Below are 25,477 nucleotides of genomic sequence, written 5' to 3'. Positions count from 1 at the left end.
GCTTCATCGCGACAGAGAGGCGCGCAGGCGCCACGCGCCGAGCGCGAGGAGCGCCGCCGCGTAGCCGGTCAGCACGCCGAGCTGCGGCAGGACGCCGGCCAGGCCGGCGTCCCCGCGCAGCAGCCCGGCGAAGCCGTCCAGGGCCCAGGCGTGCGGGGTGACGTGCGCGAGCAGGCGCATGGGCGCGGGGAAGAACTCCAGCGGCGCCATCGCGCCGCCGATCGCGGCCAGGCCCAGGCCGAGCAGCAGGCCCAGCGCGCCCGCCTGCTGCTCGGTGCGCGCCGCCGCCCCGAGCAGCATCGCGGCCCCGCCGCTCACCAGCGCGAACGCCACCAGCAGCAGGGCCGCGCCGGCCGGGTCACCCCAGCGCACCCCGAACAGCAGCGCCGACCCGGCCATGATGACCAGGCCCTGGAGCAGGGCCACGCCCACCCGGCCCGCGGCCTCGCCGAGCAGGATGACGCCGACCGGCACCGGGGCGGCGTACATCCGGCGCGAGATCCCGAGCCGGCGCGTCTCGATGACCGCCGGGGCGGCGTTCAGCGAGGTCAGGAACATGAACAGGAGCAGCTGCGAGGTCGCGGCGACCTCGTAGCCGCCCGGAGGGGACGGGCCGGCCGCCCCGGCGGCGCTCACGGCGACCGTGACGCCGGGCGCGGGAGCGGCCTCCGCCCTCGCCACCAGCTCGTCGAAGCCGCCGGGCAGGCCGGCGCTCCGCGCGTACGCGGCGGCCCGCGCCGGCATCGTCACCCGCGTGACCACGGCGTTCAGCGCGGCGCCGAGCCGGCGGGCCGCAGGCTCGTCCCGGCCGATGAACGCCAGCGTGACGGGGGTGTAGGAGCGCAGGGCGCGGTCGTACCCGGCCGGGACGATCAGCGCTCCGGCCAGCCTGCCGCGCTCGACCGCGTCGCGCGCCTCGGCGTCGCCGCTCACCGGCACGACGCGCTGCCCGGCCGCCTCCAGTGCCCGTACCAGCTCGGCCGCCCGGGGGCCGCCGTCGGCGTTCACGACGCCGAGCGGGGGACGGAAGCCGGAGCCGAACGACAGCCCCAACACCATGATCAGCACGATCGGGAAGATGACGACGAAGAAGACGTTCGTCCGGTCGCGGAAGAGCCGGACCAGGTTCGCCCAGGCGATCGCCCCGGCGGCGCGCGCGATCGTCATGGCCGCAGCATCCTTCCCGCCCGGAGGAGCGCGAGGCCGGTCGTGACCGCCGCGAAGGCGAGCAGCGCCAGCGTCGGCCCCGGCGCGACCGCCGGCGCGTGCTCCCCGTGCAGGTCGGCGAGGCCCTGCAGGAACCAGCGGTGCGGGGTGAGCAGGCTGAGCGCGGCGAAGGCGTCGCCGAGCTGCTGGACCGGCACGAACACGCCGCCGAGCACCCCGGACAGCACCGCGACGACGCTCTGTAGGTTGCCCGCCTGCTCGGCGGTCCTCGCCACCGTCGCCACCAGCGCCATGACCCCGGTCGCGGCCAGCACACCCGCCACGACGAGCAGCCCCACGCCCAGCGGATGCCCCCAGCGCGCGCCCAGCAGCAGCGCGGCGGCGCTCATGAGGACGGCCGTGGCGGCGACGCCGGCGACGAACCCCGTCAGCAGTTTCGCCAGCGCGATCGCGGTCCGCGGAACCGGCGCGGCCAGCAGCCGGGCCAGGGTGCCGTCGCGGCGCTCGTCCAGGATCGAGCTGAAGCCGAACTGCACGGTGAAGAAGAGGAAGAACACCGCCATCCCGGCCGCGAACCCCTCCGCGAGCGAGAGCTGCCGCCGCTCCGCCCCCAGGTCCTCGACGGTGACCGGGCGGGGGACCAGCGTCGCCCCCTCGAACGTCCCGCCGTCCACGACCGCGAGCGTGACCTGCACGTAGCGGACCTCGGCGGCGAACGACTCGGCGATCGCGCGGGCCACGTACGCGCCCTGGCCGGAGTCGCCGATGATCTGGAGGGTGGCAGGCCGGCCGCCGGTCACCGCGTCGCTGAACCCGGGCGGGACGACGTAGGCGGCGTCCGCCTCGCCCCGCTCCACCGCCGCGCGCGCCTCCCGCTCGTCCGCGACCGGGCGCAGCCTGATGACGCCGTTCCGCTCCAGGGGGCGCAGCGCCTGCTCGGCGAACGCGGTGACGACCGGCCCGCCGTCCCGGTCGGCCAGCGCGAGCGTCGGCGCCGGCTGGGCGTCGATGCCCCTGAACACCAGGCTGAACACGGCCGCCAGGGCGAACGGCACCACCAGCGCGAGCAGGAACAGCGAGCGGTCGCGTACCCGCTGGCGCAGGTCCTTGGCCATGACGAGGAGGGTCGCGCGCATGTCAGTCCCGCAGCGCCTTGCCGGTGAGGTGCAGGAACACCGACTCCAGGTTCGGCTCGTGCACCTCGGCCGCGCGTACGGTCACGCCCGCCTCCGTGGCCGCGCCGAGCACCCGGGGCAGCGCCCGGCCGGCGTCCTCGACCATCACCTCGACGCGGCCCTCGTGCCCGGTGGCCGCGCGCACCTCGGGCAGCGCCAGCAGCGCCGGCACCACCCGCGGGCCCTCGACCGTCAGCGTGATCCGGTCCAGCTCGCCCACCAGGCCGACCAGCTCCCTGCGGGTGCCCTCGGCCCTGATCCGGCCGAGGTCGAGGATGCCGATGCGGTCGCAGAGGCGTTCGGCCTCCTCCATGTAGTGGGTGGTGTAGAGGATCGCGGTGCCCTCGCCGGCGAGCGCGGCGACGCTCTCCAGGATGGCGTTGCGGCTCTGCGGGTCCACGCCCGCGGTGGGCTCGTCCAGGATCAGCAGGGGCGGGCGGTGCAGGAGGCCGACACCGATGTTGAGCCGCCGCTTCATGCCGCCGGAGAACTCCTTGACGGCGTCCTTCGCCCGGTCGGTGAGCCCGACGACGGCCAGCACCTCCTCGATGCGGCGACGGGCCTCGGCGCGGCCCAGGCCGTGGAGGCGGGCGAAGAAGCGCAGGTTCTCGCGGGCGGTGAGGTCGGGGTAGAGGGCGAGCTCCTGGGGGACGTAGCCGATGCGGCGCTTGCCCCAGGTGCTCGACGGGCTGTGCGGACGGCCGCAGACCAGCACCTCGCCGCCGTCGCGGCCGAGGATCCCGGCGATCATCGAGATCGTGGTCGTCTTGCCCGCGCCGTTGGGGCCCAGCAGGCCGTACGTCTCGCCGGCGGTGATGGCGAAGCTGACGTCGGCGACCGCCACGAGATCGCCGAACGTCTTGCGTAACTCATGACATTGCAGGATCTCGTCCTGGGCCACAACCGTAGTGTGATCGTAGGCGTCCTACACCGGCAAGCCCCGACCGACCGGGGCCCACGGGGGTGAGGAGGCCGCCATGCGTCCACCCGGCAAGCCCCGCCGCACGCCGGACCCGGATCCGGCACGGCGGGAAGAGGTCCCGCGGCCGGGGAGCCGCAGGCACGCGAGCGGACGACACGCGGCCCGGCGCCCGCGGCGCGACCTGTGGGGGCGCGGGGCGCGGGAAGATGCGACCCGTCCGGCCTCTCGGCGTCCGGTGGTCGTGATGGTCGTGGGGGCGCTCGTGCTGGCCGGGGGAGTGGCGGGGGCGCTCGCCGGCGGGGTGTTCGGCGGCGCGTTGGCCGGCGGCGGGACGAGCGGGCTGGGACTCGCCGCGCTGCCGGACGGGACGCGGTCGGACGGTCCGGCGTCATCCGGGCGAGCGGACGGTACAGGGCCGCGAGCGGGCGTTCCGTCCGCGGCGAGCGACGCGGCCCGGCCGGCGGCACCGGGAGGTCCGGGCTCGTCCGCCACGTCCGGGAGAACTGCGGCCCCGGGCTCGTCGGCCACCTCCCGGGGGACCGCCGCTCCCAGACAGACCACCTCTGCGGCGGACGCGCTCAACGGCGGAGCCGCCACGACCGCGCCGGTCCCGGGCACCGGCACCACCGGCCCGGCCGCGATCCCCGGCGCCACCCCACCCCAGGACGAGGGCTTGCTCGCCATCCCCGGTACGGACACGGCCGACGACAACCGCACCGACGGCTACAACGTGGACGGCTACACCATCGACGGCTACCGGGCCGACGACTACCGCACGGACGGCTACCGGGCCGACGGCCCGTCCTCGCACACCGACCACCGCGCGATGGACTACTTCCGCGCGCACTGGACCCCCGCCGACAAGGCACAGAGCCGCGTCACGGACATCCGCTCCGTCGGCGGATATTTACGCATCTACACAAACCTGCCGGAGTCCGCGCGCAACTCCCGCACCGCCGTCGTCCTGTGCGAACGCGGCATGGACTACCTGCGCGCCGCCGGAGCGACCCGCCGCGTGGTGTTCGTGCACGCGCGCCTGGGCGGGAACGGCAACCCCGTCCTCGCCAACATCATCGGCCCCTCCGACCGCAGCTGCACCCTCACCCACCCCGCCCCGGAATGAGGGCTCAACGCACCCGTACGCGCGTCTTCGAGCACACCTCGCACCGCTGGGTGACGACCCGGCCGATGGTCTCGATCGTCACCCACCGGTGGCGGAGATGGATGAACCGCACGCGGGGAGGCTTACCCGTGGCCCAAGATTGGTACGCGGAGTCGCTGCGTGATCACGCCTTGGGTTCGAGGCGCAGCGACACCGAGTTGATGCAGTAGCGATCGTCGGTGGGCGTGGGGTAGCCCTCGCCGTGGAAGACGTGCCCCAGGTGCGAGTCGCACCTCTCGCACCGCACCTCGGTGCGCACCATGCCGAGGCTGCGGTCCTCGATCAGCTTCACCGCGTCCGACTCCGAGGGGGCGTAGAAGCTCGGCCACCCGCAGTGCGACTCGAACTTCGTGTCGGAGCGGAACAACTCGGCGCCGCAGGCGCGGCACGAGTAGACGCCCTCGACCTTGGTGTCGACGTACTCCCCCGTGAACGGGCGCTCGGTCCCGGCCTCCCTGAGGACGTGGTACTCCTCCGGGGAGAGCTGCGACCGCCATTCGGCCTCGCTCTTGACGACCTTTTCCATACCCCCAGAGTACGAGACGGCCGAAGTGCGAGATCCGGCAAAAAGAGATCTCCGCAGGGTGAAGCATCCATTCTGGGGAGAATTCGCGTCTTTGTCGGTAAGGGGGTGTCATCGCCTCCTGCGAAGGGGTGAGATCGTCCGCGGACCCGATGAGCGGCACAGCCCACGCCCGTGCTGGCGCCGCTGAAGGGGTCGGAACGGCCGGCCGGGTGGCGCGCCAGCGCCCGGAACGGCGGTGGACGATCTGCAGGCCCGCCCTGTCGAGCCCTCGGTCCCGCCACCGAGAAGTGCTCCGGGGCGGGCCCACCCTGCTCGCGACCGGCCTGCCACCCGGTTTCTGTCGGAGAAGGGCTGTAGGTTCCTGGGCATGGCATCGCCGTTCATCGAGCTAGAGGTGGGGGAGCGCACCGTCAAGGTGACCAACCCCGACAAGGTCTACTTCCCGCAGCTCGGCGCCACGAAGCGCGAGCTGGTGGAGTATTACGTCAGCGTCGGTGAGGGCGCGCTGCGGGCGCTGCGCGACCGCCCGACCAACATCAAGCGCCACCCCGACGGCGTGCAGACCGACGCCATCTACCAGAAACGCATGCCGCCCAAGCACCCCGACTGGCTCCAGTCGGTCACCGTCACCTTCCCGAGCGGCCGCACGGCGCAGTCCCTGCGCGTCACCGAGGTGGCCGCCCTGGCCTACTGCGCCAATCTCGGCACCATCGACTTCCACCCCTGGCAGGTGCGGGCCGCCGACGTCGAGCACCCCGACGAGCTGCGCATCGACCTCGACCCGCAGCCCGGCCTCGACTTCGACGCCGCGCGCCGGGCCGCCTTCCTGACCAGGGAGGTCCTGGGCGAGCTGGGCATGACCGGCTTCGTGAAGACCTCGGGCAACCGTGGCGCGCACATCGCCGTGCGCATCGAGCCGAGATGGGACTTCATCCAGGTCCGTCACGCCGGCATCGCCCTGGCCAGGGCGGTCGAGGAGCGTGACCCTGGCCTGGTCACCACCGCCTGGTGGAAGGAGGAGCGCGGGGAGCGTGTCTTCATCGACTTCAACCAGAACGCCCGCGACCGCACCGTGGTCAGCGCCTACTCCGTGCGGGCCCAGCCGCACGCGCCCGTCTCCACCCCGCTGACCTGGGACGAGCTGGCCGACGCCGATCCGCGCGACTTCGACATCCGCACCGTGCCCGCCCGCTTCGCCGAGCTGGGCGACGTGCACGCGGCCATCGACGACCACGCCTACTCGATCGAGCCGCTGCTGGAGCTCTATGCCAAGGACGATCGCGGCGACATGCCCTACCCGCCCAACTATCCGAAGATGCCGGGCGAGCCGATGCGCGTGCAGCCCAGCCGCGCCCGCCACCCGGAAGCCTGACGCCGCCGCCGGGTGCCCGGGAGGCACCGGGATGCCGGGGCATGCCGGTGACGAATCGGCGGCGGGTCGATCCATGCCGGGCCAGGTGGCGCATCAGGTTGATGTGTGGCGGTCAGTGGCGGGCGATCTGGTGCGGAGCCAGTTCCCGCGTTTCGCCCCGTTCCAGATAGACCACCCGGTCGCCCAGGCCCGCCTGCTCCACGTGGTGCCGGAAGTCGTCCAGCGGCGAGGTGAAGACGGTGTAGTCGTCGTAGTGGATCGGCACGACCGTGCGCGGATCGAGCAGGTCCACCCACGAGGCGCCCTGGCTGCCGTCCATCGTGACGAGCACGGTCCCGAGCAGCTTGGTCCCGCCCAGATGGACGAGTGCCACGTCGATCTCCGGGAAGCGGCGCGGGATCGCGTCGAGCCGGCGGTCGAGCAGCGTGTCGCCGCTGATGTGCAGGCGCAGCTCCACCCGTTCATCGCGGTCACGGAACTCCAGCATGGTCCCGATGACCGGCGGCAGCAGCCGCTCCAGCGGCCCCGGCGCGTGCCTGGCGGGCAGTGCCGTGATGGTGACGCTGCCCTGCGCGTTCCGCAGCTCGTGCTGCTGCCACTGCCGCAGGCCGACGCTCTGGCGGAAGCCCCGGCGGCGGAGCTTGCCGGCCGCGGAGAGCGTGGTCACGATGGGCGTGTCGCGGTCCAGGCCCCTGCGGGTGACCCGGTCCCAGTGGTCGCCGTGCATGTGCGAGAGCACGACCGCGTCCAGGGTCGGCAGGTCCTCGATCTCCAGGGCGGGGTCCGTACGGCGGCGCGAGACCAGGCCGTGGCCCAGGTAGGCGCGCTGTCCGCGGTGCAGGAAGTTGGGATCCGTCAGCAGCGTGAAGCCGTTGTAGCGGATCAGCGTCGTCGCGTTCCCGATGAACTGGATGCTCCCTTTCACGGCGGCGCTCACTCCGGGTGCGGGGACTGCTGTCCGGGGGGCACGCCGCCGCCCTTGCCGCCGCCTTTGCCGCCCTTGTCGGTGCCGTGCGGTCGCGCCGAGCGCTTCCCGCCGCTCCTCGTCTCGGGGATGGCGTTCGCGGACTTGGACTCGGTGGCAGATTTGCCTGATCTGCGCAGTTCGGGCTGCTGTGGGTTACTCATTGTGCTTCGTCCTTACTTGTACGGCTTGTCCGAGGTCCCCTGCCACCTCGGTCGAGAGCCAAACGCCGCGAACAGAACGTACCGGCCTGTTTCACTTCGGTCACATAACTTGACGCTCGGTCCAATAGTTCGCAAGGCTCGCTAGAGCATCGGGGGCGACAGCCGACTCTTCGGGAGCCTTCCATGGCAAGAGCGCGACGTCTCGCGGCCGCGGGAGCGGTGGCAGCTTTAGCGGTGGCGGGAGTGAGCCTCGCGGCCTCCGCCTCCGCCTCCGCCGTCATCCGCACCGATCCCCAGGTGCCGGGAACGGGATCCGACTGCGTCCTACCGCCGCCGCTCCGCTGCGACGCGCCCGCCGACAGCTCGTGGACGGGCGGCGACCCCGGGCCGCCCGCCTCCCGGCCGAGCGGCGGGGACGACTCGTGGTCGGGCTCCGGCGACTCCTGGTCGGGCCGGGGCGACTCCTGGTCGCCGGTCCCCGGCGACCCTCGCTCCGACGCCCCGGCCCCCGGCGACACCTGGTCCAGCGTCCCGACCCCCGGCGACACCTGGTCCGGGGGCCCCGCCCCGCAGGACTCCTGGTCCTCGGCGCCCACCCCGCAGCCGTCGGACGCGCCCTGGCGGCCGGCCCGGGAACGCGAGCACCGGGTCCCCCGCGGCCACCCCGAGACGGGCGGCGGCGGGCTCGTCCATGACGGGCCGGTGTGGGCGCTCGCGGTCGGCGGATTCGCCCTGATCACGGGCGCGGGCCTGACCGGCGTCGCGGTACGCCGCCGCCGGGATGCCGACTGACCCTGCGCCCCCCGCGCGAACGGCCGGCAGGGGCGGGCAGTGGGGGATCTGGGCGCTGGCGGCCGTGGTCACGGTGGCGGGGCTGGCGCTGATCGCGTACGGGCTGCGCGGCATGACAGGGGACGGCGGCGAGCCGGCCCCATCGGCGGGAACGCCGGCGGGGACGACGGCGGGGACGACGGCGCGGCAGGCGCCGCCCGGCGCCGCGCCCGTCACCGGCCCCCTGCCCGTCGGCGTGGTCGCCCGGCCGATGAAGGCCGCCCGCCCCACCGCCGTCTACATCCCGTCCGTCGGCGTGGCGGCCCCTCTGATGGAGCTGGGCCTGGACGCCGGCGGCGCGATCCAGAACCCGCCGCTCGACCATCTGAACCTGGCCGGCTGGTACCGCTACGCCCCCGTCCCCGGCCAGCGCGGCGCCGCCGTCATCACCGGCCACCTCGACACGAGGAGCGGCCCCGCCGTCTTCGCCCGCCTCAAGGACGTCAGGCGCGGCGACCAGGTGCAGGTGCTGCGCGCCGACCGCTCGGTGGCCGTCTTCGTCGTCGACCGGGTCGAGCACGCGCCGAAGTCCGGCTTCCCGGCGCGGAAGGTCTACGGCAAGCTCTCCTACCCGGGCCTGCGGCTGGTGACCTGCGGCGGGACGTTCGACCGGCGGGCGCACAGCTACCGGGACAACACGATCGTGTACGCCCACCTCGCGGCCCCGTACTATCCCGGAGCCGGGAGCTGACGGTCACGGGTCGCGGGGCAGCCCGAGCGCCCGCTCGGCGATGATGTTGAGCTGCACCTCGGTGGTCCCGCCGCCGATCGTGAACGCCCGGGTCGTCAGGATCATGCGGCTCCAGTAGGGGTCGTCCGGGGCGAGCGACCAGCAGAACTCGGAGATCGCCTGCGAGTGCCGCATGCCGAGCAGCTTCCGTACGCTCGCGGCGGCCCCCGCGTCGCCCCCCGACAGCTTCGACAGCGTCACCCGCAGCCCGAGGGCCGAGATGGCCTGCCCCTCCGCCCACAGCCGGCCCGCCTGCTCGCGCCGCGCCTGCCCCAGCGCGGGCAGCCGGGCGATGAGATCGGCCATGTCGGTGTGCTGCGACCCGGGCCCCCAGGAGTCGCCGAGCGCGACCCGCTCGTGGGAGAGGGTGTCCCTGGCGACCCGCCAGCCCTGGTCCACCTCGCCGACGACCAGGTCGTCCGGGACGAAGACGTCGTCGAGGAACACCTCGTTGAAGATCTCGTCGCCGTTGATCTCCTTGAGCGGCCGTACGGTGACGCCGGGGGAGGACATGTCCACCAGGAAGTACGTGATGCCGTCGTGCTTCGGCCGGTCGGGCGAGGTGCGGGCCAGGCAGATGCCCCAGTGGGCGTACTGGGCGAGCGAGGTCCAGATTTTCTGCCCGGTGAGCGACCAGCCGCCCTCCACGCGCACGGCCCTGGTCGTCAGGCCCGCCAGGTCCGAGCCCGCGCCGGGCTCGCTGAAGAGCTGGCACCACACGATCTCGCGGGTGAAGGTCCTCGGCAGGAAACGTTCCCGCTGCTCGGGGGTGCCGTACGCGACGATGGACGGCGCCGCCCAGGCGCCGATGCCGAGGTTCGGCCGCTTGAGTCCGCGGAACTCCTGGTGGATGATCACCTGCTCCAGCGGCGACGCGCCCCGGCCCCACGGCTTCGGCAGGTGCGGCATGATCCATCCCTCCCGGGCGAACCTCGCCTTCCTGGCCTCCGGCTCCTCGGCGCGCAGCGACTCCGCCTCGGCCCGGACGGCGTCCCTGACGGCGGCGGCCTCCTCGGGCAGATCCGGCTCCATCGCCCGCCGTACGCCGGCCACCGCCAGCCCGGTCACCTCCTCCGCCCACGCGCCGGGGTCGCCGGCGAGCATGCGGTCGGACAGCGCCCGGCGGTAGTAGCGGTGGGCGTCGTGCTCGAAGGTGTAGCCGATGCCGCCGAGCACCTGGATGGCGTCGGCGGCGCACCGTACGCCGGCGTCCGGCCCCAGCACGCCCGCGACGGCCACGGCCAGGCGGGTCTCGTCGTCGAGGGTGGGGCCGTCCAGGGCGCGGGCGGCGTCCCAGACGGCGGCGCGGGCCTGCTCCAGGGCCACGAGGGCGGCGGCCACCCGGTGCTTGACGGCCTGGAACTGGCCGATCGGGCGGCCGAACTGCTCGCGGACCTTGGCGTGCTCGGCGGCCGTCGCGACCGCCCAGGCGGCGACCCCGCAGGCGTCCGCGCCCAGCAGGACGGCGGCGATCTCCCGTACGGGGGCGTCGCGCAGCACCGCCTCCGCCGCGGGGGGCCGCTCCAGGGTCACGGTGCTGAGGCTCCGGTCGAGGTCGACGCCGTCGGCGGGGGTGACGGTGACGGCGTCCCGCCCCAGCAGCGCCCAGGACCCGTCACCGACCGGCACGAGGAAATGGTCGGCGCCGGCCGCCCCGAGCGCGAGCACGGAAAAGCCACCACCGACCGGGCGGAGGACGCCGCCGGCGGGTCCTCCGGCCGGGCGCTGTGCCTCAGCGGCGGTCTCGCCCGCCGGGCGGAGGGCGACGGCGGCGGTTCTCGACCCGTCCGCCAGGGCGGCCACGACGTCGTCGTGGCCACCGCTCCGCGCCAGGACGGCCGACGCCACGACGCTCGCCAGGTACGGCCCGCCGGCCCGCCGCTCGGCCAGCGCCTCCAGGGCGACGCACAGCTCCAGCAGCCCGTACCCCTGCCCGCCGCAGCGCTCCGGCAGGTGCAGCCCCAGGAGCCCCTGCGCGGCCAGCGCCGGGTGTTCGGCGCCGCGCCCGGCGAGCCCGCGCACGGACGCGGCCAGCGCCAGGTGTTCCTCACTCAACCCGATACTCATGGCACCGAACCTAGAACATTGTTCGGTGTACCTCCAGCCCGGGAAAAATGGTTGGCCCCCCGCCACCCGTCCCGGCTACAGTCCGAATCGTCAGCATCGGATCGAGGAGAAAGCCGGGCAGGCGACCCCGCCGCCCCTGGAGGGAGTGCGTTTATGACCGTCACGCTGCGGCGTGCGCCTCGACGTGCCGCCGGCCCCTCCTGCCGCTGACCCGCGTTCACCCGCACCGACCGGCCGGAGGACGACAGCCCACGGCACCGGCGTGCCCGCGCGTCCATACGCGCGACGGCCCGCCAGGCGCACCCTTGCCGCATTCGTCGACGCTCATCGTTCTTCTTCCGGCAAGGAGCAACCCGCGTTGTCCAGCAACGGCAAACCACGATCCACCATCTCCACCGACACGTTCGCCTGCGTGCGCTGCGGCCTCACCGTGACCGCCGCCGCGCCCGACGGCGCCCGCCGCAACCACTGCCCGAGCTGCCTGCACTCGCTGCACGTGCTCGACCGGGTGGAGGGCGGCCCGTCCGAGTGCCGCTCGCGCATGATCCCGATCTCGATCGCGGTCCTGCGCACCGGCGACTGGATGCTCATCCACCGCTGCACCCGCTGCGGCGAGCTGACGTCCAACCCCATCTGCGGGGACGACAACCAGCTCATCCTCATGCGCATGGCGGTACGCCCGCTCGCGCAGCCGCCGTTCCCTCTTGAGGCGTTCGGTGATCTGTGACATGCCCAGGAGGAACCCCGGCCGTGGCGAACGGCCGCAACGGCGCAAGATCGCGGTCCGGCACGGCGAGCGCGGCGACGCGTTCCGCTGTGTCGGCTGCCGGCTGGACGTGCCCATGTCCGCGCCCGGCACCGCGCACCGCAACCACTGCCCGCACTGCCTGACCAGCCTGCACGTCGATCGCCGGGTGCCCGGGGACCGCCGGGCGGGCTGCCGGGGCCGGATGGCGGCGTTCAGCGTCACCGTCCGGCCGGACGGCGAGTGGCTGATCATCCATCACTGCCAGTCGTGCGACGAGCTCAGCGCGAACCGCATCGCCGGCGACGACAACGCGCTGGCGCTGCTCCGGATCGCCATGCGTCCGCTGTCCGCGGGCGGCCGGCTCCCGGCCTCGGCGCTGCTCGCGATCTGAGACAGCACTGAAAACAGCGAAGCCCCCGGCGAACGGGAGGGCCACCACAACCACGCCCGTCGATGCCGGGGGCTTCGCTGCTTTTCTATCGTGTCCGCCGCCCGCCGCGAGGCTCAATCGCCGAATTCGAGGTGCAGCGCCCGGGTGAAGTCGGCAACGGCCTCCTCGTGGCGGTCCAGCTCCTGGAGGATCTCGCCCCGCACCCGGTAGGCCCAGACGTACTCGTCGTCCAGTTCGAGGGCCCGGTCCAGGTCGTGCAGGGCCGCCTCGTTGTCGCCCAGCTCGCTCAGCACCGCGCCCCTGCTGCCCAGCGCCCGGTCGTTGTCCGGGTCCAGCTCCAGGGCGCGGTTGAGGTCCTCCAGGGCCTCCTCGTAGCGGTCGATCATGCGCAGGGCCTCGCCGCGCCTGCTCAGGGCGCGTACGTGGCCGGGGTCGATGGCGAGGGCCTTGGCGTAGTCGTCGATGGCCTCGGGGTAGAGGTTGAGCCGCTGGTAGAGGTCGCCGCGGGCCACCCACGGGTACGGCTGCTCGCCGTTGATCCTGATGATCTTGGCGTGCTCGTCCAGGGCCTCGTCGAGACGGTTGAGGTCCACCAGCGCGTCCGCCTTCGCCTCCAGGATCCACAGCGAGTCGGGCGTCAGGGTGAGGGCGTGCTCGAAGTCGGCCATGGCCTCCTCCAGGCGGTCCATCGCCGCGTACGTCTGCCCCCGTGAGCCCAGCGCGTACGCGCTGTCGGGCTCCAGCTTCAACGACTCGTCGAAGTCCGTCAGCGCGGCGTCGTACCGCTCGATCATCCGGTGGCTCTCGCCGCGCAGCCGCCAGGCGCGGGCGTTGTCGGGCACCAGGGTGATCGACTCGGTGAGGTCCGCGATCGCGGCCTCGTACCGCGACAGGGCGATGTACGACTCGGCGCGGCTGCGCAGCACCGACGCCCGCGACTGAGCCGCCGCCTCGGGCATTCCGGGCTCGGCCCGGTCCTTGATCCCCTCGCTCATGACGCGGAACTCTATCCACTAGATCTGGATAATGGCCGCCTTTTCCCGGGTGAACTCCAGGACCGAATCGTGGCCGTACCCGCTGTCCTTGACGCCGCCGAACGGCAGGCCGGGCGGCATCTGCCGGTAGGTGTTCACCCAGACCGTCCCACTCCGCAGGTCCCGGACGAACCGGTGCGCCCGCCCCAGGTCGCGGGTCCAGACGCCGGCCGCCAGCCCGTACGGCGAGTCGTCGGCGATCTCCAGCGCCTCCTCGTCGCTGTCGAACGGCAGCGCCACCGCCACCGGCCCGAAGATCTCCTCCTGGCACACCCGCAGCGCGTTGTCCTCGGTCGCGAACAGCGTCGGCTCCACCCAGTAGCCGCCCGGCAGCTCCGGCACCACCTCGGCGCCGCTCCGGCCGCCGAACACCAGCCGGGCGCCCTCCTTCGCGGCCAGCTCCAGGTACGAGGTCACCCGCTCGAACTGCCCGGCCGACACGATCGGCCCCATCGTGGTCCGCAGGTCCTGGGGGTCGCCCAGCACCAGCCCCGCGCAGGCGTCCCTGATCCGGCCGAGCATCTCGTCCCAGATCGAGCGGTGGATGAGGATGCGCGAGCCGGCGACGCACACCTGCCCGGCGTTGCCCGTGTAGATCGAGTCGACGGTGACGCCCCGGGTGGTGGCGTCGAGGTCGGCGTCGGGGAAGACGATGTTGGGCGACTTGCCGCCCAGCTCGAACGTCATCGGCTTCAGCGCGTCCGCCGACGCCCGGGTGATCGCCCGGCCGGTCTCCGTGGAGCCGGTGAGGCTGATCTTGGCGACGTCGCGGTGGCGTACGAGGGCGTCGCCCACCTCCTCGCCGAGCCCGCCGACGATGTTGAGCACGCCGGGCGGGAACACCTCGGCCAGCAGCTCGCCCAGCCGCAGCACCGACGCGCTCGCCTGCTCGGCGGGCTTGACGACCACGGTGTTGCCGGCCGCCAGCGCGTACGCGGCCTTGGCGGAGAAGGTCGAGATGGGGGAGTTCCACGGGATGATGCAGACCACGACCCCGTACGGCTCGCGCCGGGTCAGGCCGAGCGTGTCCGGCCCCAGGATGACGGTGTCGCCGGTGACCGCGTCCAGGCACTGCCCGGCCGCGAGCTGCCACAGGAAGGCCATCCCCGGCAGGTCCCTCCTCAGCGTGTCGCGCAGGATGCGGCCGTTGTCGCGGGTCTCCAGCCGGGCCAGCTCCTCCGCGTGCCGGCCGAAGATCTCCGACACCTTGCGCAGGTGGTGGGCGCGGGCCAGGGCGGGCAGCGCCGCCCAGGCGGGGAAGGCCGCGGCGGCCGCGGCCACCGCCGCCTCGGCCTCCGCCGGGCCGCCGGCCGGGACGCGCGCCCACGCCTCGCCGGTGCTCGGGTCGACCGACTCCATCATGCGGGACGCGGCGACCAGCTCGCCGCCGATGAGATGACGATAGTCAGGCACGCGACCAAGCATATGCTTGCTTGACAGAAGGGGCCAGGCGAGGCGGGGCCGGGGGCGTTCTAGGATCGGGGTATGCAACTGGCCCCCGGAGTGCACGTCGCCGTCACCGACCGGCACGGGGGCGTCAGCGCCCCGCCCTACGGCTCGCGCAACCTCGGCGGCATGGTCGGCGACGACCCGGCCGCCGTGCGCGCCAACCGCGCCGGTGTCGCGGCCGAGCTGGGCGTGCGGGCCGTGGTCTACATGCGCCAGGTCCACAGCGCCGACGTCGCGTACGTGAGCGAGCCGTTCGGCGACGACCCGCCGCCGCTCGACGGCGTGTTCACCACCGAGCCCCGGCTGGCGCTGGCCTCGCTCGGCGCCGACTGCCCGGCGGTGCTGGTGGCCGACCCGGTCGCGCGCATGGTGGGCGCCGCGCACTCCGGCCGCCCCGGCACCGAGGCGGGCATCGCGACGGCGCTCGTGACGGCGATGGCGGCGAAGGGCGCCGAGCCGGGCCGGATGGTCGCGCTGATCGGCCCCGGCGCGTGCGGCCGCTGCTACGAGGTGCCCGCCGAGCTGCGCGAGCGCGTGGCCGCGAAGGTGCCGGAGACGTGGTCCACGACGTCGTGGCAGACGCCCGCGCTCAACCTGCGGGCCGGCATCGAGGCCCAGCTCAGGGCCGCGGGGCTGGCGGAGATCCGGCACGACGCGCGCTGCACCATCGAGTCGATGGAGCTCTACTCCCACCGTCGCGAGCAGCCGGGCGGCCGGTTCGCGGGCCTCGTCTGGCTCGACTGACGCCCGCGGCCGGCTGCGCTCAGTCCTTGCCCCGGCCGTTGTTGAAGACCACGTTCACGATGATGATGCCGACCCAGACGGGTATGAGGAGGAATCTCTGCCCCTCGCCCACGAGCGCCAGCGTCAGCGTGGCGACCGTGCCCAGGGACAGGGAGACGATGGCCAGGGCGAGCCGCTGTCCGTCGTTCGACCGGCGCTGGGCCGACGCCTTCGGGCCGGCCTGGGCCAGGCGCTCGTCCACCCGCCGGTCGACCTCCTTGCCCATCTTGTCGAGGAACGACTCCACGATGGCGTCCTCGAAGTCGGGCCCTAAGTCTCGGCGAGCCGAGACAGCGGCCTTCAACTCATCCCCAGTGCTCATGCCTAGAGACTATTGGGGCATTCCGCTCAGTGGGCAAGGATGTCATCGAGGTTGTAACTGACCGGACGCTCCAGCTGCTCGTACGTGCACGACTCCGGCGTGCGGTCCGGCCGCCACCGCCGGAAATGGGCCGTGTGCCGGAACCGGTCGCCCTCCATCTGGTCGTAGGCGACCTCCATCACCCGCTCCGGCCGCAGCGGGATGAACGACAGGTCCTTCTTGGCGTTCCACCGCGACACCGCGCCCGGCACGCGCTGGCCGCCCCTCGACGGCCCGGCGGCCGGCTGCCCCACGTTGGCCTGCGCCGCCTCGGCCCAGTGCCCCCACGGGTGCTCGCCGAGGTCGGCGATGAGCGGCCGCAGCTCCTCCACCAGCTCGGCCCGGCGCGCCATCGGGAACGACGCCGCCACCCCGACGTGGTGCAGCTTGCCGTCGTCGCCGTAGAGGCCGAGCAGCAGCGAGCCGACGATCGGCCCCGACTTGTGCTCGCGGTAGCCGCACACCACGACGTCGGCCGTGCGCTCGTGCTTGACCTTGAACATGGTGCGCTTGTCCGGGACGTACGGCTGGTCGCCGGGCTTGACGATGATCCCGTCGAGCCCCGCCCCCTCGAACGTCTCGAACCACTCGTCCGCCTGCCGGTCGTCGGTCGTCACCGGCGTCAGCCGGATCGAGCCGCCGTCCTTGGTGAACAGCTCGGTCAGCCGGGCCCGGCGCTCGGCGAACGGCGCCTCCATCAGCGACTCCTCGCCGATGGCCAGCAGGTCGAAGGCGATGAACTGGGCGGGCGTCTCCTCCGACAGCAGCTTCACCCGCGACTTGGCCGGATGGATGCGCTGCTGCAGCGCGTCGAAGTCGAGCTGCGAGCCCCTGGGCAGCACGATCTCGCCGTCCATCACCACCTTGTCGGGCAGCTCGGCCTTCACCGCCTCGACGATCTCCGGGAAGTAGCGGGTGAACGGCCGCTCCTTGCGGCTGCCGAGGTAGACCTCGTCGCCGTCGCGGAAGATGATGCAGCGGAAGCCGTCCCACTTGGGCTCGTAGAAGAGGTTGCCGTCCTGCCTGGGCATGGCCTTGACCGGTTTGGCCAGCATGGGCGGCACCGGCGGGCGTACGACCAGGTTGGGCACCGGCTCCGGCTCGGGCTCCTCGGCCGGCGCCGCGTTGACTGTCGGGTCCGTGGTCATGCGTGATCTTCCTTCCCCGTGACGTATCTGCAGAAGAGGGCCCCGTCCTCCTCCAGCACCTGGACGAGGTCCAGGCCGACCAGCGCGGCCTCGCCGTTCTGGATGCGCGCCGCGTCGCCGCCGACCAGCAGCGGGCTGATCGTCAGGCACAGCTCGTCGACCAGCCCGGCGGCCGAGAGCTGGGCGTTGACGAGAGGACCGCCCTCGCACAGGATGCGGCCGAGACCGCGCTCGTGCAGCCGCGCCACGCCCTCGCGCAGGTCGACGCTCTCGTCGCCGGCCACGATGACGTCGCAGCCCTTGGCCAGCTCGGCCCGCCGCTCGCGCGGCGCGGCCTCGCAGGTGATGACGAGGGTGCGGCTGGGCGCGCCGGTGAACAGCGGGTGGCGGGGGTCGAGGTCGAGGGTGCGGGAGACGACCGCGATCGGGGGCACGTCGGGGCGGCCCGCGCGGAGGTCCGCCCAGGAGGCGCGCGGCTCGATCGGGCGGTAGCCCTCGGTGCGCACGGTCGCCGCGCCCGCCATGACGACGTCGGCGAGGCCGCGCAGGACCTGGAAGACGCGCTTGTCGCCACGGGTGGACAGGCCGCCGGAGCGGCCCTTGAGCCAGGCGGCGCCGTCGGCGCTGGAGACCATGTTGAGCCGCAGCCACGGCCGGCCCTCGGGATAGGCGTACGCCTGGGCGATGTCCGGATTGTCGTAAATGTCGGGAAGGATGCGCCGCACCCCTCTACCTTGGCACACGCCACCGACAACCGGCCCGGGGGCGTCCGCCGGTCTCGGTCATATCGCACCTTTGTGTATCGGCAGACATAACGCCGACGCTCTGCTTAACGTGACGATTAACGTCAAGTGACGTCAAGGCAGGCATGGGACGACAGGGGGAGAGGGCCCATGGGTCTGGTCACCGCCGGAACGTGGACGATCGCCGCGCTCGCCGGGGCGTACCTGCTGCGCCGCTGGCTGGCGGGCGGCGGAGGCCGCCGGGCCAAGGTCACCCGCTTCCCGCTGGCGCTGATCCTCTCCCACCCCGCGCTCGCGGTGTCGGCGATGGCGTGCTGGGCCGCCGCGCTGGCCACCGGCAGCCGGACCCTCGCCTGGCTGGCCACGGCCGGGCTGGCGGCGACGGCGCTGCTGGGGTTCGTGATGTTCACCAGGTGGCTCGGCAGCGGGAGGCACGGGGACGCCGTGTCCGGGCTGCCCGTGCTGGCGGTGGCGCTGCACGGCCTCGCCGGAGTGACGGTGTTCGCGCTGGTGTTCCTCACGGCCAGCGCCGCCCGCGTCTTCTGACGGCCCCTCGCTACTGGGCCTCGCGCGGGCGGCGGAGCACCTGGAGCGAGCGCGAGGTGACCGTCACCACGCCTCCCGCCGGCTGCCACGGCTCGGCGACGAGGTCCTCGATCGAGTCGTGGGCGGTGTCGAGCACCGGCAGCCAGCCGTCGCCGCACTCCGGCCCCGGCAGCGTGAACGGCATGTTCTCGTGGTGGGCGTTGATCAGCAGCAGGAACGAGTCGTCCACGATGCGCTCGCCCCGCGGCCCCGGCTCGGTGATCGCCTCGCCGTTGAGATAGACCATGAGCGACTTGGCGTAGCCGATGTGCCAGTCGCCGGCCGTCATCTCGGAGCCGCCCGGCGTGAGCCACACCAGGTCGCGGTCGCCGTTGTCGGGATGGCGGCCGTGGAAGAAGCGGCGGCGCTGGAAGACCGGGTGCTCGCGGCGCAGCTTCGCCAGCGCGCGGACGAACTCCAGCAGGTCGGACTCGGTGCGCACCCTCGACCAGTCGACCCAGGCCAGCTCGTTGTCCTGGCAGTAGGCGTTGTTGTTGCCGTGCTGGGTGCGGCCGATCTCGTCGCCGTGGGAGAGCATCGGCACGCCCTGCGACAGGAACAGCGTGGCCAGGAAGTTGCGGCGCTGGCGGCGGCGCAGCGCCACGATCTCCGGGTCCTCGACCGGGCCCTCCGCGCCGCAGTTCCAGGAGCGGTTGTCGTTGGTGCCGTCGCGGTTGTCCTCGCCGTTGTCCTCGTTGTGCTTGTGGTCGTAGGAGACCAGGTCGCTCAGCGTGAACCCGTCGTGGCAGGTCACGAAGTTGATGGAGGCGACCGGGCGGCGGCCGGAGGACTCGTAGAGGTCGGCCGAGCCGGTCAGCCGGGAGGCGAACTCGGGCAGCGCCGAGTGCGTCCCCCGCCAGAAATCGCGCACGATATCGCGATATTTGCCGTTCCACTCCGTCCACAGCGGCGGGAAGTTGCCCACCTGGTAGCCGCCCGGCCCGACGTCCCACGGCTCGGCGATCAGCTTGACCTGCGAGATCACCGGGTCCTGCTGGATGAGGTCGAAGAACGCGCTCAGCCGGTCGACGTCGTGCAGCTCACGGGCCAGCGCCGAGGCCAGGTCGAAGCGGAACCCGTCGACGTGCATCTCGAGCACCCAGTAGCGCAGCGAGTCCATGATGAGCTGCAGGGCGTGCGGGGAGCGCACGTTGAGCGAGTTGCCGCACCCGGTGTAGTCGAGGTAGTAGCGCCGGTCGCCGTCGTGCAGGCGGTAGTAGGCGGCGTTGTCGATGCCGCGGAAACCCAGCGTCGGGCCCATGTGGTCACCCTCGGCGGTGTGGTTGTAGACCACGTCGAGAATGACCTCGATGCCCGCCTCGTGCAGCGCCCGCACCATGGCCTTGAACTCCAGCACCTGCTGCCCCCGGGTGCCGCTGCTGGAGTAGCGGCCGTGCGGGGCGAGGTAGGCGATGGTGTTGTAGCCCCAGTAGTTGGTGAGCCCGCGGGCGACCAGGAAGTGCTCGGGCACGTAGTGGTGCACCGGCATCAGCTCGACCGCCGTGACCCCCAGCGACAGCAGGTGGTCGATGACCGCCGGATGGCCCATCCCTGCGTAGGTGCCCCGCAGCTCGGGCGGCACGTCGGGATGACGCATCGTCAGCCCGCGCACGTGCGCCTCGTAGATCACCGTCTGGTGGTAGGGGACGCCCGGCGACCGGTCGTTGCCCCACTCGAAGAACGGGTTGATCACCACGTTCTTCGGCATGTAGGGGGCGCTGTCCTCGGTGTTGCGCCGCCCGGGATCGGTGAAGTAGTAGGGGAACAGCGCCTGGTTCCAGGTCAGCTCGCCGTCGATGGCCTTGGCGTAGGGATCGAGCAGCAGCTTGCTCGGGTTGCACCGGTGCCCGTGCTGAGGGGCGTAGGGGCCGTGGACGCGGTAGCCGTACCGCTGGCCCGGCTGGATGCCCGGCAGGTAGCCATGCCAGACGAACCCGTCGACCTCAGGGAGCTCCACCCGATCCTCGGAGCCGTCATCGTGAAAGAGGCAAAGCTCGACCCGCTCGGCGACCTCTGAGAACACCGCAAAGCTCGTGCCAACGCCGTCCCAGGTAGCGCCGAGTGGATAGGGCTGCCCCGGCCAGACCTCGCGCATGTGGCCCAATTGTCGCATGGGAAGCCGGTTTTGGTCTCTCAATGTGCGGATGCCCTCACCTGCACGGCGCCGGAAGGATACCGGCGCCGTGGATGACGTTTCAGAGCAGCTCGGCCTTGAGCGTGATCGTGGTGCCGGCCAGCGCCTTGCTCACCGGGCAGTTGGCCTTGGCCGTCTCGGCGGCCTGCTGGAACTGCTCGGCCGTGATGCCGGGGACCTGCCCCTGCACGCTCAGCACGATGCCGGTGATGCCCTCGCCGGGCTGGAAGGTGACGTCCGCGCTGGTCCGCAGCGACTCCGGCGGCGTGCCCGCGCCGGCCAGGCCGTGCGAGAGCGCCATCGAGAAGCAGGACGAGTGGGCCGCCGCGATCAGCTCCTCGGGGGAGGTCTTGCCGTTGGCCGCCTCCGCCCTCGACGGCCACGAGACCTCGAACGTGCCCACGCCCGAGGTGTCGAGCGAGACGGTGCCCGACCCGTCGAGCAGTGCGCCCTTCCACTGCGTGGTCGCGGTGCGGGTGGTGGCCATTGACGTGCTCCCTCCTGTACGGACTTCCGACCCTACCCTGTCAGGAACCCTGCCCCCGGGAGCGGCGAATCCGGCGAGGCACTCATCCGGCTCTACTTTTGCGGCGAATAATGACATGCTCGGGTCGCGGCGCACCTGCCGCCTGGGTCCGGATACAACGGGAGCGTGGTGCCAGTGGAGGCACCGTACGACGACCGCCTGTTGCACCAGCGGGTGGTCGGCGGCGACGAGTCCGCGCTGGGCGAGGTCTACGATCGGCTCTCCCCGCTGATCTTCGGCCTGTCCCTGCGGGTCACCAGGGACCGGGTGATCGCCGAGGACATCACCCAGGAGGTGTTCCTCGTCTTTTGGGAGCGGCCGCTCGCCTACGACCCCGACCGGGGCACGCTGCGCGCCTGGCTCGCGACCATCGCCCATCGGCGGGCGGTGGACCACGTGCGCGCCGAGGAGCGGCGGCGGGTCTCGGCGCTCGGCCCCCGGCTCTTCGAGCGCGAGCCGGCCCGGCTGGAGGACGGCGTGCTCGCCGCCGACGAGGCCGAACGCGTACGCCAGGCGGTGACCGAGCTGCCCGACGGATTACGCCAGGCGGTCGAGCTGGCCTATTACGGCGGCCGGACGTACCGGCAGGTCGGGGAGGAACTGGGCGTGCCCGAGGGCACGGCCAAATCGCGCATCCGGCTGGCACTCAGGCGGCTGGCGGACGCGCTGGCGGAGGAAGAGGTGTGATGGACCCCGTCGAGCGTCTCTACCTGGACGCGCTGATGGAGGAGCCGGCGGTGCCGGCCCACTCGCTGCGGCCCCAGCTCCTGGCCGGGGCCCGGGCACGGCGCAGGCCCGCGGCCGCCACGGCCTCGTGGGCGGCCCCGTACGCGGGCCGGGTGGCCGCCATGGACGCCCTGCTCGCCACGGCAGGGGACGACGACTGGGCGCGCGTCGTCGTCGAAGGATGGACGCTCCAGGAGCTCGTCGCGCACCTCGCTGCGAAGGACGGGCTGCTGGCCGCCTCCGTGGGCGCCCCCGTCCTCGGCCCGCCGCTGCGGGCGCTCGACGCGATGGGGCGCACCGGCGACGTGCAGGCGTACGAGCGGGCGCGCAGCCCCGAGCAGACGCGGCGCGACTGGCGGGCGCAGGCCGACGCGCTCTGCCGGCACCTCGCCGGGCTGCCGGAGACCGCCCCCGCCACCCTGGACGGGCTGGAGGTGCCGGTGCGCGACCACGTGCTCGGGCGCGGCCTGGAGACGTGGATCCACGCCGACGACGCGGCCCGCGCCGCCGGCGTCCGGCTGCCCGACCCGATCCCCGAGCACATCCGGCCGACCGCCGACCTGTGCGCGCGGCTGCTGCCCTGGACGATGCTCTTCGCGGGGCTGGACGGCTCGGGCCGTACGCTGCGGCTCACGCTGACCGGGGCCGGCGGGGGCGAGTGGCTGCTGCCCCTGGGCGTCGAGGAGACCACGCCGGGCGAGCCCGACGCGCACCTGACGGCGGACGTCCGCGCCTTCTGCTTCCTGCTCGGCGGCCGCGGCGATCCCGCCGCGTTCCCCGCGACGGTCACCGGCGACCGCGCCCTCGCCGCCGACGTCCTCCGCACCGCCCCCGCGCTCTCCGGCCCCTGACCGGGAGGGTGAGCCGCCGCCTCGCTGGGTACATCTGCACCCCGCGCACGTTCGGGCTCGGGGCGCATGACGAGAGGGGGCTCATCGTGGCGAGCGACGTGACAGGGCTGACGGACCTGCTGTACGAGTTCGGTCTGCTCAAGCGCTACAAGCGCACGGGATGGCTGGTCGCGGGCGTACGCGACCCGGAGAGCGTGGCCGACCACTCCTTCCGCACGGCGGTCATCGCGGCCGTGATCGCCAGGCTGGAGGGCGGCGACCCGCAGCGGGCGGCGTTCATGGCGCTGTTCCACGACTCGCAGGAGACGCGCGTCACCGACATCCCCTACCTCGGCAAGCGCTATCTCAAGGCGGCCTCCAACGAGGAGGTCACCGCCGACCAGACGCGCAATGTCGCCGGGCCGGTGGCCGACATGGTGCGCGACGCGGTCGCCGAGTACGAGGAGAAGACCAGCATCGAGGCCGTCTGCGCGCGCGACGCCGACAAGCTGGAATGCCTCCTCCAGGCCGTCGAGTACCGCGAGCAGGGCAACCACAACACGCAAGGGTGGATCGACAGCTCGCTGGCCGCGATCACGACCACCACCGGCAAGCGGCTCGCGGAGGAGGCGCTGAGCACGGGCACCCTCGACTGGGTGGTGCGCGTGCTCAACGGCGGCGGCGTCCCGTGACCGTCTCCGGCGGCGCCGGTCAGGCCAGGGGCTGGGTGACGAGGTCGCGCGCGTACTCGTCGTCGCTCTCGGCGAGCACCCGCGCGGTGCCCTGGGCGGCGCGGTCGTCGCCGCGCACGGCGAGCCCGCGCGTGGCCTCGGCCACCGTACGCAGGTCGGCGTCGCCCAGCCGGGCCGCCAGCGCCTCGCGGATGCGCGGCGTATCGGCGTCGAGCCCCGCCAGCCCGGACGTCGCCCAGTCGCGCACCTCGGCGTCGTCGTCCTCGCTCATCTCGATCAGCAGGGCCAGCCCCTCCTCGTGGTCCGGGGGCAGCACGTCGGCCAGCGCGATCGGGTCGGTCATCGTGCGCTTGTGCTCCGGGCGGCCGATGATGTCGAGCACCGCGGGCAGCGCCCGCGGGTCGCCCTGGTGGCCGAGCGCGGCCAGCACCGAGCGCAGCACCTGCCCGTTGCCCTCCGTGGTGACCATCTTGAGCAGCAGCGGCAGCGTACGCTCCAGGTAGGGCTTCTCGCCGTCGGCGAAGCCGAACTGCGCGATCGCGTCCACGCCGAACTCGCGCTCCCTCGCGTCCTCGCTCACGCACAGCCGGGCCAGCGCCTCGTAGGTGTCGTCGTCGGCCCGCTTGGCCAGCGTGTCGGCCACGATCCACCAGGTCTCGGCGTCCTCGTCGACGTCGCGGTGCGCCAGCGCCCGCGCCACCAGCCGCTCGACCGGCGTCTCGACGCCCGCGGCGTCCTCCAGCAAGGTCGCGATCGCGGCGTGGCCGCGCTGCGCCTGGACCTGCTCGCTGTGCTCGCCGTCGGGGGAGCGGCCGGCCACGGTGACCAGCTCGGTGCCGTCCTTGGCGTACTGGCGGGCCACGACGTACTCCCAGCCGTCCTGCTCGATCTGGTCGAGCAGCGCGCTCTCCAGGTGCACGCCCACCCAGTCGGCGGCGATGTCCAGCGGCGTGTCGCCGTCGCCGTCGTACTTGCCGGCGTCCGCGCCCGCCTCCAGCAGCACCTGCGTCACGCCGAGCGCGCCGCGCCTGGCGGCCAGGGTGAGCGGGGTGTCGCCGTCGTCGTTGGTCGCGTCGACGTCGGCCCCCGCCTCGACCAGCAGCCGGGCGACGGCGGCCTGGCCGTTGGCGGCCGCCCAGAGCAACGCCGTCCAGCCGCCGGCCTCCCGCCCGTTCACCTCGGCCCCGGCGGCGAGCAGCGTCTCGGCGACCTCCTCGCGGTCCCATGCGGCGGCCGCGCAGAGCGGCAGGCCCTCCTCCTCGCCCTCGCTGGGCCTGTTGGGGTCGGCGCCGGCGGCGAGCAGCTTGGCCACCGTGTCGGTCTCGCCGTTCAACGCCGCGCGGTAGAGCTGTTCCTCATGCATGACACGGACCCTAGCCTGGTGAGGCCGCGCACTGGGCCAAGCCGCGACAGGTCCCCGACGCGGGGGCGTGCATCCTTCGGCGGGCGGCAACTCCTCCTGGGGGAGGAGTCAGCCGCCGACGAAACGCGATATGTTGCGAGTATGACCGATCCTGGTGGGGTCCGCGCGTCCGACGCCGAGCGCGAGGCCGTCGTCGAACAACTCCGCGTCGCCTCGGTGGAGGGCAGGCTCACGCTGGTCGAGCTGACCGACCGCACGGAGGCCGCCTACTCCGCCACCACGCATGCCGAGCTCGCGCTGCTCACCCAGGACCTCCCGGCCGGCGGCGCCGTGCCCGCGCCTTCGCCCGCGTCCGGGCGGCCGGAGCGCAAGCGGCGGTGGTTCGTGGGGGTGATGGGCGACACCAAGCGGCGCGGCTCGTGGCGCGTCGACCAGGAGCTCGGCGCGGTCGCCGTGATGGGCGACGTGCTGCTCGACCTGCGCGAGGCCGAGGTGCGCACGGACCTGGTCGAGATCACGGCCGTCTCCGTCATGGGCGACGTGAAGATCATCGTCCCCGACGGCGTCCACGTCGACCTCGACGGCATGGCGATCATGGGCGACAAGAAGATCGACGTGCTGGAGGCCGCGCCCGGCATGAACGTCCCCGTGGTGCGGGTGCACGCCTACGCCGTGATGGGCGACGTCAAGGTGGTCGGCGACTCGCGGGCCAAGCCGCTGCGGCGCGGGTTCGCCGCCTGGCGCGAGCACTGGCGGCAGCTGCACGGCGACGACTGGCGCGAGCTCGGCCGCCAGCTCCGGCACGAGGGGCGCGAGCTGCGCCGCCAGCTCGGCGGCGAGCACGACGGCATGGGGCGCGGCTACTGACACACCCGAGGGCGGGG

General features: G+C 73.1%; 27 protein-coding genes. 12 read left to right on the top strand and 15 right to left on the bottom strand.

Annotated features, from left to right (window positions below; all coding sequences use genetic code 11):
• Positions 1-3: 3 nt before the first annotated feature.
• The 3 genes from ABD292_RS27720 to ABD292_RS27710 are packed head-to-tail and all read right to left on the bottom strand — an operon-like array spanning position 4 to position 3,243.
• On the bottom strand, positions 4-1,167 hold the full coding sequence (locus ABD292_RS27720; RefSeq protein WP_344212263.1) for an ABC transporter permease: 1,164 nt from the start codon (positions 1,165-1,167) through the stop codon (positions 4-6).
• On the bottom strand, positions 1,164-2,303 hold the full coding sequence (locus ABD292_RS27715; RefSeq protein ID WP_344212261.1) for an ABC transporter permease: 1,140 nt from the start codon (positions 2,301-2,303) through the stop codon (positions 1,164-1,166). The genes ABD292_RS27720 and ABD292_RS27715 overlap by 4 nt, the downstream gene beginning before the upstream one ends.
• Before the next feature lies 1 nt (position 2,304).
• On the bottom strand, positions 2,305-3,243 hold the full coding sequence (locus ABD292_RS27710) for an ABC transporter ATP-binding protein (RefSeq protein ID WP_344212259.1): 939 nt from the start codon (positions 3,241-3,243) through the stop codon (positions 2,305-2,307).
• 256 nt (positions 3,244-3,499) lie between these two features.
• On the opposite strand from ABD292_RS27710, the gene ABD292_RS27705 reads away from it, so the two are divergent.
• Entirely contained in the window at positions 3,500-4,387 is an 888-nt protein-coding gene (locus ABD292_RS27705; RefSeq protein WP_344212257.1) for a hypothetical protein, read from the top strand.
• Between the two features lie 163 nt (positions 4,388-4,550).
• Here the strand turns inward: ABD292_RS27705 and msrB are convergent, their stop codons facing one another.
• Complete coding sequence (msrB, locus tag ABD292_RS27700) at positions 4,551-4,952, bottom strand: peptide-methionine (R)-S-oxide reductase MsrB (RefSeq protein WP_020542927.1); 402 nt, start codon at positions 4,950-4,952, stop codon at positions 4,551-4,553.
• Positions 4,953-5,319: 367 nt separating this feature from the next.
• Here msrB and ligD point away from each other — a divergent pair, with 367 nt between their 5' ends.
• Positions 5,320-6,324 (top strand): non-homologous end-joining DNA ligase, encoded by a 1,005-nt coding sequence (gene ligD / locus ABD292_RS27695; RefSeq protein ID WP_344212255.1) that lies wholly within the window; start codon positions 5,320-5,322, stop codon positions 6,322-6,324.
• Positions 6,325-6,436: 112 nt separating this feature from the next.
• Here the strand turns inward: ligD and ABD292_RS27690 are convergent, their stop codons facing one another.
• Both ABD292_RS27690 and ABD292_RS27685 read right to left on the bottom strand, forming a co-directional pair.
• Positions 6,437-7,249 (bottom strand): MBL fold metallo-hydrolase, encoded by an 813-nt coding sequence (locus ABD292_RS27690; protein ID WP_344212253.1) that lies wholly within the window; start codon positions 7,247-7,249, stop codon positions 6,437-6,439.
• A gap of 8 nt (positions 7,250-7,257) precedes the next feature.
• Positions 7,258-7,452: a hypothetical protein gene (locus ABD292_RS27685; protein WP_344212251.1), complete on the bottom strand. Its 195-nt coding sequence runs from the start codon at positions 7,450-7,452 to the stop codon at positions 7,258-7,260.
• 219 nt (positions 7,453-7,671) lie between these two features.
• Here ABD292_RS27685 and ABD292_RS27680 point away from each other — a divergent pair, with 219 nt between their 5' ends.
• Complete coding sequence (locus ABD292_RS27680; protein WP_344212249.1) at positions 7,672-8,244, top strand: hypothetical protein; 573 nt, start codon at positions 7,672-7,674, stop codon at positions 8,242-8,244.
• Entirely contained in the window at positions 8,234-8,974 is a 741-nt protein-coding gene (locus tag ABD292_RS27675) for a class F sortase (RefSeq protein WP_344212247.1), read from the top strand. The genes ABD292_RS27680 and ABD292_RS27675 overlap by 11 nt, the downstream gene beginning before the upstream one ends.
• Before the next feature lie 3 nt (positions 8,975-8,977).
• On the opposite strand, the gene ABD292_RS27670 is transcribed toward ABD292_RS27675, so the two are convergent.
• A complete protein-coding gene (locus tag ABD292_RS27670; RefSeq protein ID WP_344212245.1) occupies positions 8,978-11,080 on the bottom strand; it encodes an acyl-CoA dehydrogenase family protein in 2,103 nt (700 codons plus the stop codon).
• Between the two features lie 358 nt (positions 11,081-11,438).
• Between ABD292_RS27670 and ABD292_RS27665 the strand changes: the two genes are divergently transcribed.
• Together ABD292_RS27665 and ABD292_RS27660 are read left to right on the top strand one after the other, a co-directional pair.
• Positions 11,439-11,807, top strand: coding sequence for an RNHCP domain-containing protein (locus tag ABD292_RS27665; RefSeq protein WP_344212243.1), 369 nt, complete (start codon positions 11,439-11,441; stop codon positions 11,805-11,807).
• A 1-nt stretch (position 11,808) separates the two neighbouring features.
• The gene (locus tag ABD292_RS27660) at positions 11,809-12,219 is read left to right on the top strand and encodes an RNHCP domain-containing protein (RefSeq protein WP_344212241.1); all 411 of its coding nucleotides are present in this window, start codon (positions 11,809-11,811) and stop codon (positions 12,217-12,219) included.
• Positions 12,220-12,332: 113 nt separating this feature from the next.
• Here the strand turns inward: ABD292_RS27660 and ABD292_RS27655 are convergent, their stop codons facing one another.
• Positions 12,333-13,214: a tetratricopeptide repeat protein gene (locus ABD292_RS27655; protein ID WP_344212239.1), complete on the bottom strand. Its 882-nt coding sequence runs from the start codon at positions 13,212-13,214 to the stop codon at positions 12,333-12,335.
• 18 nt (positions 13,215-13,232) lie between these two features.
• Positions 13,233-14,666, bottom strand: coding sequence for an aldehyde dehydrogenase family protein (locus ABD292_RS27650; protein WP_344212237.1), 1,434 nt, complete (start codon positions 14,664-14,666; stop codon positions 13,233-13,235).
• 72 nt (positions 14,667-14,738) lie between these two features.
• Between ABD292_RS27650 and pgeF the strand changes: the two genes are divergently transcribed.
• The gene (gene pgeF / locus ABD292_RS27645; RefSeq protein WP_344212235.1) at positions 14,739-15,446 is read left to right on the top strand and encodes a peptidoglycan editing factor PgeF; all 708 of its coding nucleotides are present in this window, start codon (positions 14,739-14,741) and stop codon (positions 15,444-15,446) included.
• 19 nt (positions 15,447-15,465) lie between these two features.
• Here pgeF and ABD292_RS27640 read toward each other — a convergent pair whose 3' ends face one another.
• The 3 genes from ABD292_RS27640 to ABD292_RS27630 are packed head-to-tail and all read right to left on the bottom strand — an operon-like array spanning position 15,466 to position 17,719.
• Positions 15,466-15,807 carry a hypothetical protein gene (locus ABD292_RS27640; RefSeq protein WP_344212233.1) on the bottom strand — a complete coding sequence of 114 codons (342 nt, stop codon included), beginning with the start codon at positions 15,805-15,807 and terminating at the stop codon, positions 15,466-15,468.
• A gap of 26 nt (positions 15,808-15,833) precedes the next feature.
• Positions 15,834-16,994, bottom strand: coding sequence for an ATP-dependent DNA ligase (locus tag ABD292_RS27635; RefSeq protein ID WP_344212231.1), 1,161 nt, complete (start codon positions 16,992-16,994; stop codon positions 15,834-15,836).
• Positions 16,991-17,719: a pyrimidine reductase family protein gene (locus ABD292_RS27630; protein ID WP_344212229.1), complete on the bottom strand. Its 729-nt coding sequence runs from the start codon at positions 17,717-17,719 to the stop codon at positions 16,991-16,993. Before ABD292_RS27630 ends, ABD292_RS27635 begins: the two co-directional genes overlap by 4 nt.
• A gap of 168 nt (positions 17,720-17,887) precedes the next feature.
• On the opposite strand from ABD292_RS27630, the gene ABD292_RS27625 reads away from it, so the two are divergent.
• Positions 17,888-18,283, top strand: a complete 396-nt coding sequence (locus ABD292_RS27625) for a hypothetical protein (protein WP_344212227.1) — start codon at positions 17,888-17,890, stop codon at positions 18,281-18,283.
• 10 nt (positions 18,284-18,293) lie between these two features.
• Here the strand turns inward: ABD292_RS27625 and glgX are convergent, their stop codons facing one another.
• On the bottom strand, positions 18,294-20,417 hold the full coding sequence (glgX, locus tag ABD292_RS27620) for a glycogen debranching protein GlgX (protein WP_344212225.1): 2,124 nt from the start codon (positions 20,415-20,417) through the stop codon (positions 18,294-18,296).
• A 100-nt stretch (positions 20,418-20,517) separates the two neighbouring features.
• Positions 20,518-20,943 (bottom strand): OsmC family protein, encoded by a 426-nt coding sequence (locus ABD292_RS27615; RefSeq protein WP_329573962.1) that lies wholly within the window; start codon positions 20,941-20,943, stop codon positions 20,518-20,520.
• A 174-nt stretch (positions 20,944-21,117) separates the two neighbouring features.
• On the opposite strand from ABD292_RS27615, the gene ABD292_RS27610 reads away from it, so the two are divergent.
• The 3 genes from ABD292_RS27610 (at position 21,118) to ABD292_RS27600 (ending at position 23,230) form a co-directional block, all read left to right on the top strand.
• Complete coding sequence (locus tag ABD292_RS27610) at positions 21,118-21,669, top strand: sigma-70 family RNA polymerase sigma factor (protein ID WP_344212223.1); 552 nt, start codon at positions 21,118-21,120, stop codon at positions 21,667-21,669.
• A complete protein-coding gene (locus ABD292_RS27605; protein ID WP_344212221.1) occupies positions 21,669-22,559 on the top strand; it encodes a maleylpyruvate isomerase family mycothiol-dependent enzyme in 891 nt (296 codons plus the stop codon). The genes ABD292_RS27610 and ABD292_RS27605 overlap by 1 nt, the downstream gene beginning before the upstream one ends.
• Before the next feature lie 86 nt (positions 22,560-22,645).
• The gene (locus tag ABD292_RS27600; protein ID WP_344212219.1) at positions 22,646-23,230 is read left to right on the top strand and encodes an HD domain-containing protein; all 585 of its coding nucleotides are present in this window, start codon (positions 22,646-22,648) and stop codon (positions 23,228-23,230) included.
• 19 nt (positions 23,231-23,249) lie between these two features.
• Here ABD292_RS27600 and ABD292_RS27595 read toward each other — a convergent pair whose 3' ends face one another.
• The gene (locus tag ABD292_RS27595; RefSeq protein WP_344212217.1) at positions 23,250-24,593 is read right to left on the bottom strand and encodes an ankyrin repeat domain-containing protein; all 1,344 of its coding nucleotides are present in this window, start codon (positions 24,591-24,593) and stop codon (positions 23,250-23,252) included.
• Positions 24,594-24,734: 141 nt separating this feature from the next.
• Here ABD292_RS27595 and ABD292_RS27590 point away from each other — a divergent pair, with 141 nt between their 5' ends.
• Complete coding sequence (locus ABD292_RS27590; RefSeq protein WP_344212215.1) at positions 24,735-25,460, top strand: DUF1707 SHOCT-like domain-containing protein; 726 nt, start codon at positions 24,735-24,737, stop codon at positions 25,458-25,460.
• Positions 25,461-25,477 lie beyond the last annotated feature (17 nt).

This window comes from Nonomuraea bangladeshensis (assembly GCF_039529455.1).
In the GTDB taxonomy this organism is placed as follows: domain Bacteria; phylum Actinomycetota; class Actinomycetes; order Streptosporangiales; family Streptosporangiaceae; genus Nonomuraea; species Nonomuraea bangladeshensis.
This window is presented reverse-complemented; position numbering and strand designations above follow the sequence as displayed.

Bases quoted from the DNA above. Each gene is read 5' to 3' on its own strand.
- ABD292_RS27715 (WP_344212261.1), bottom strand. From the start codon at position 2,303: ATGCGCGCGACCCTCCTCGTCATGGCCAAGGACCTGCGCCAGCGGGTA.
- ABD292_RS27670 (WP_344212245.1), bottom strand. From the start codon at position 11,080: ATGAGTATCGGGTTGAGTGAGGAACACCTGGCGCTGGCCGCGTCCGTG.
- ABD292_RS27635 (WP_344212231.1), bottom strand. From the start codon at position 16,994: ATGACCACGGACCCGACAGTCAACGCGGCGCCGGCCGAGGAGCCCGAG.
- ligD (WP_344212255.1), top strand. From the start codon at position 5,320: ATGGCATCGCCGTTCATCGAGCTAGAGGTGGGGGAGCGCACCGTCAAG.
- ABD292_RS27615 (WP_329573962.1), bottom strand. From the start codon at position 20,943: ATGGCCACCACCCGCACCGCGACCACGCAGTGGAAGGGCGCACTGCTC.
- ABD292_RS27675 (WP_344212247.1), top strand. From the start codon at position 8,234: ATGCCGACTGACCCTGCGCCCCCCGCGCGAACGGCCGGCAGGGGCGGG.
- ABD292_RS27625 (WP_344212227.1), top strand. From the start codon at position 17,888: ATGGGTCTGGTCACCGCCGGAACGTGGACGATCGCCGCGCTCGCCGGG.
- ABD292_RS27655 (WP_344212239.1), bottom strand. From the start codon at position 13,214: ATGAGCGAGGGGATCAAGGACCGGGCCGAGCCCGGAATGCCCGAGGCG.
- ABD292_RS27640 (WP_344212233.1), bottom strand. From the start codon at position 15,807: ATGAGCACTGGGGATGAGTTGAAGGCCGCTGTCTCGGCTCGCCGAGAC.
- pgeF (WP_344212235.1), top strand. From the start codon at position 14,739: ATGCAACTGGCCCCCGGAGTGCACGTCGCCGTCACCGACCGGCACGGG.
- ABD292_RS27720 (WP_344212263.1), bottom strand. From the start codon at position 1,167: ATGACGATCGCGCGCGCCGCCGGGGCGATCGCCTGGGCGAACCTGGTC.
- msrB (WP_020542927.1), bottom strand. From the start codon at position 4,952: ATGGAAAAGGTCGTCAAGAGCGAGGCCGAATGGCGGTCGCAGCTCTCC.
- glgX (WP_344212225.1), bottom strand. From the start codon at position 20,417: ATGCGCGAGGTCTGGCCGGGGCAGCCCTATCCACTCGGCGCTACCTGG.
- ABD292_RS27685 (WP_344212251.1), bottom strand. From the start codon at position 7,452: ATGAGTAACCCACAGCAGCCCGAACTGCGCAGATCAGGCAAATCTGCC.
- ABD292_RS27660 (WP_344212241.1), top strand. From the start codon at position 11,809: ATGCCCAGGAGGAACCCCGGCCGTGGCGAACGGCCGCAACGGCGCAAG.
- ABD292_RS27590 (WP_344212215.1), top strand. From the start codon at position 24,735: ATGACCGATCCTGGTGGGGTCCGCGCGTCCGACGCCGAGCGCGAGGCC.
- ABD292_RS27605 (WP_344212221.1), top strand. From the start codon at position 21,669: ATGGACCCCGTCGAGCGTCTCTACCTGGACGCGCTGATGGAGGAGCCG.
- ABD292_RS27595 (WP_344212217.1), bottom strand. From the start codon at position 24,593: ATGCATGAGGAACAGCTCTACCGCGCGGCGTTGAACGGCGAGACCGAC.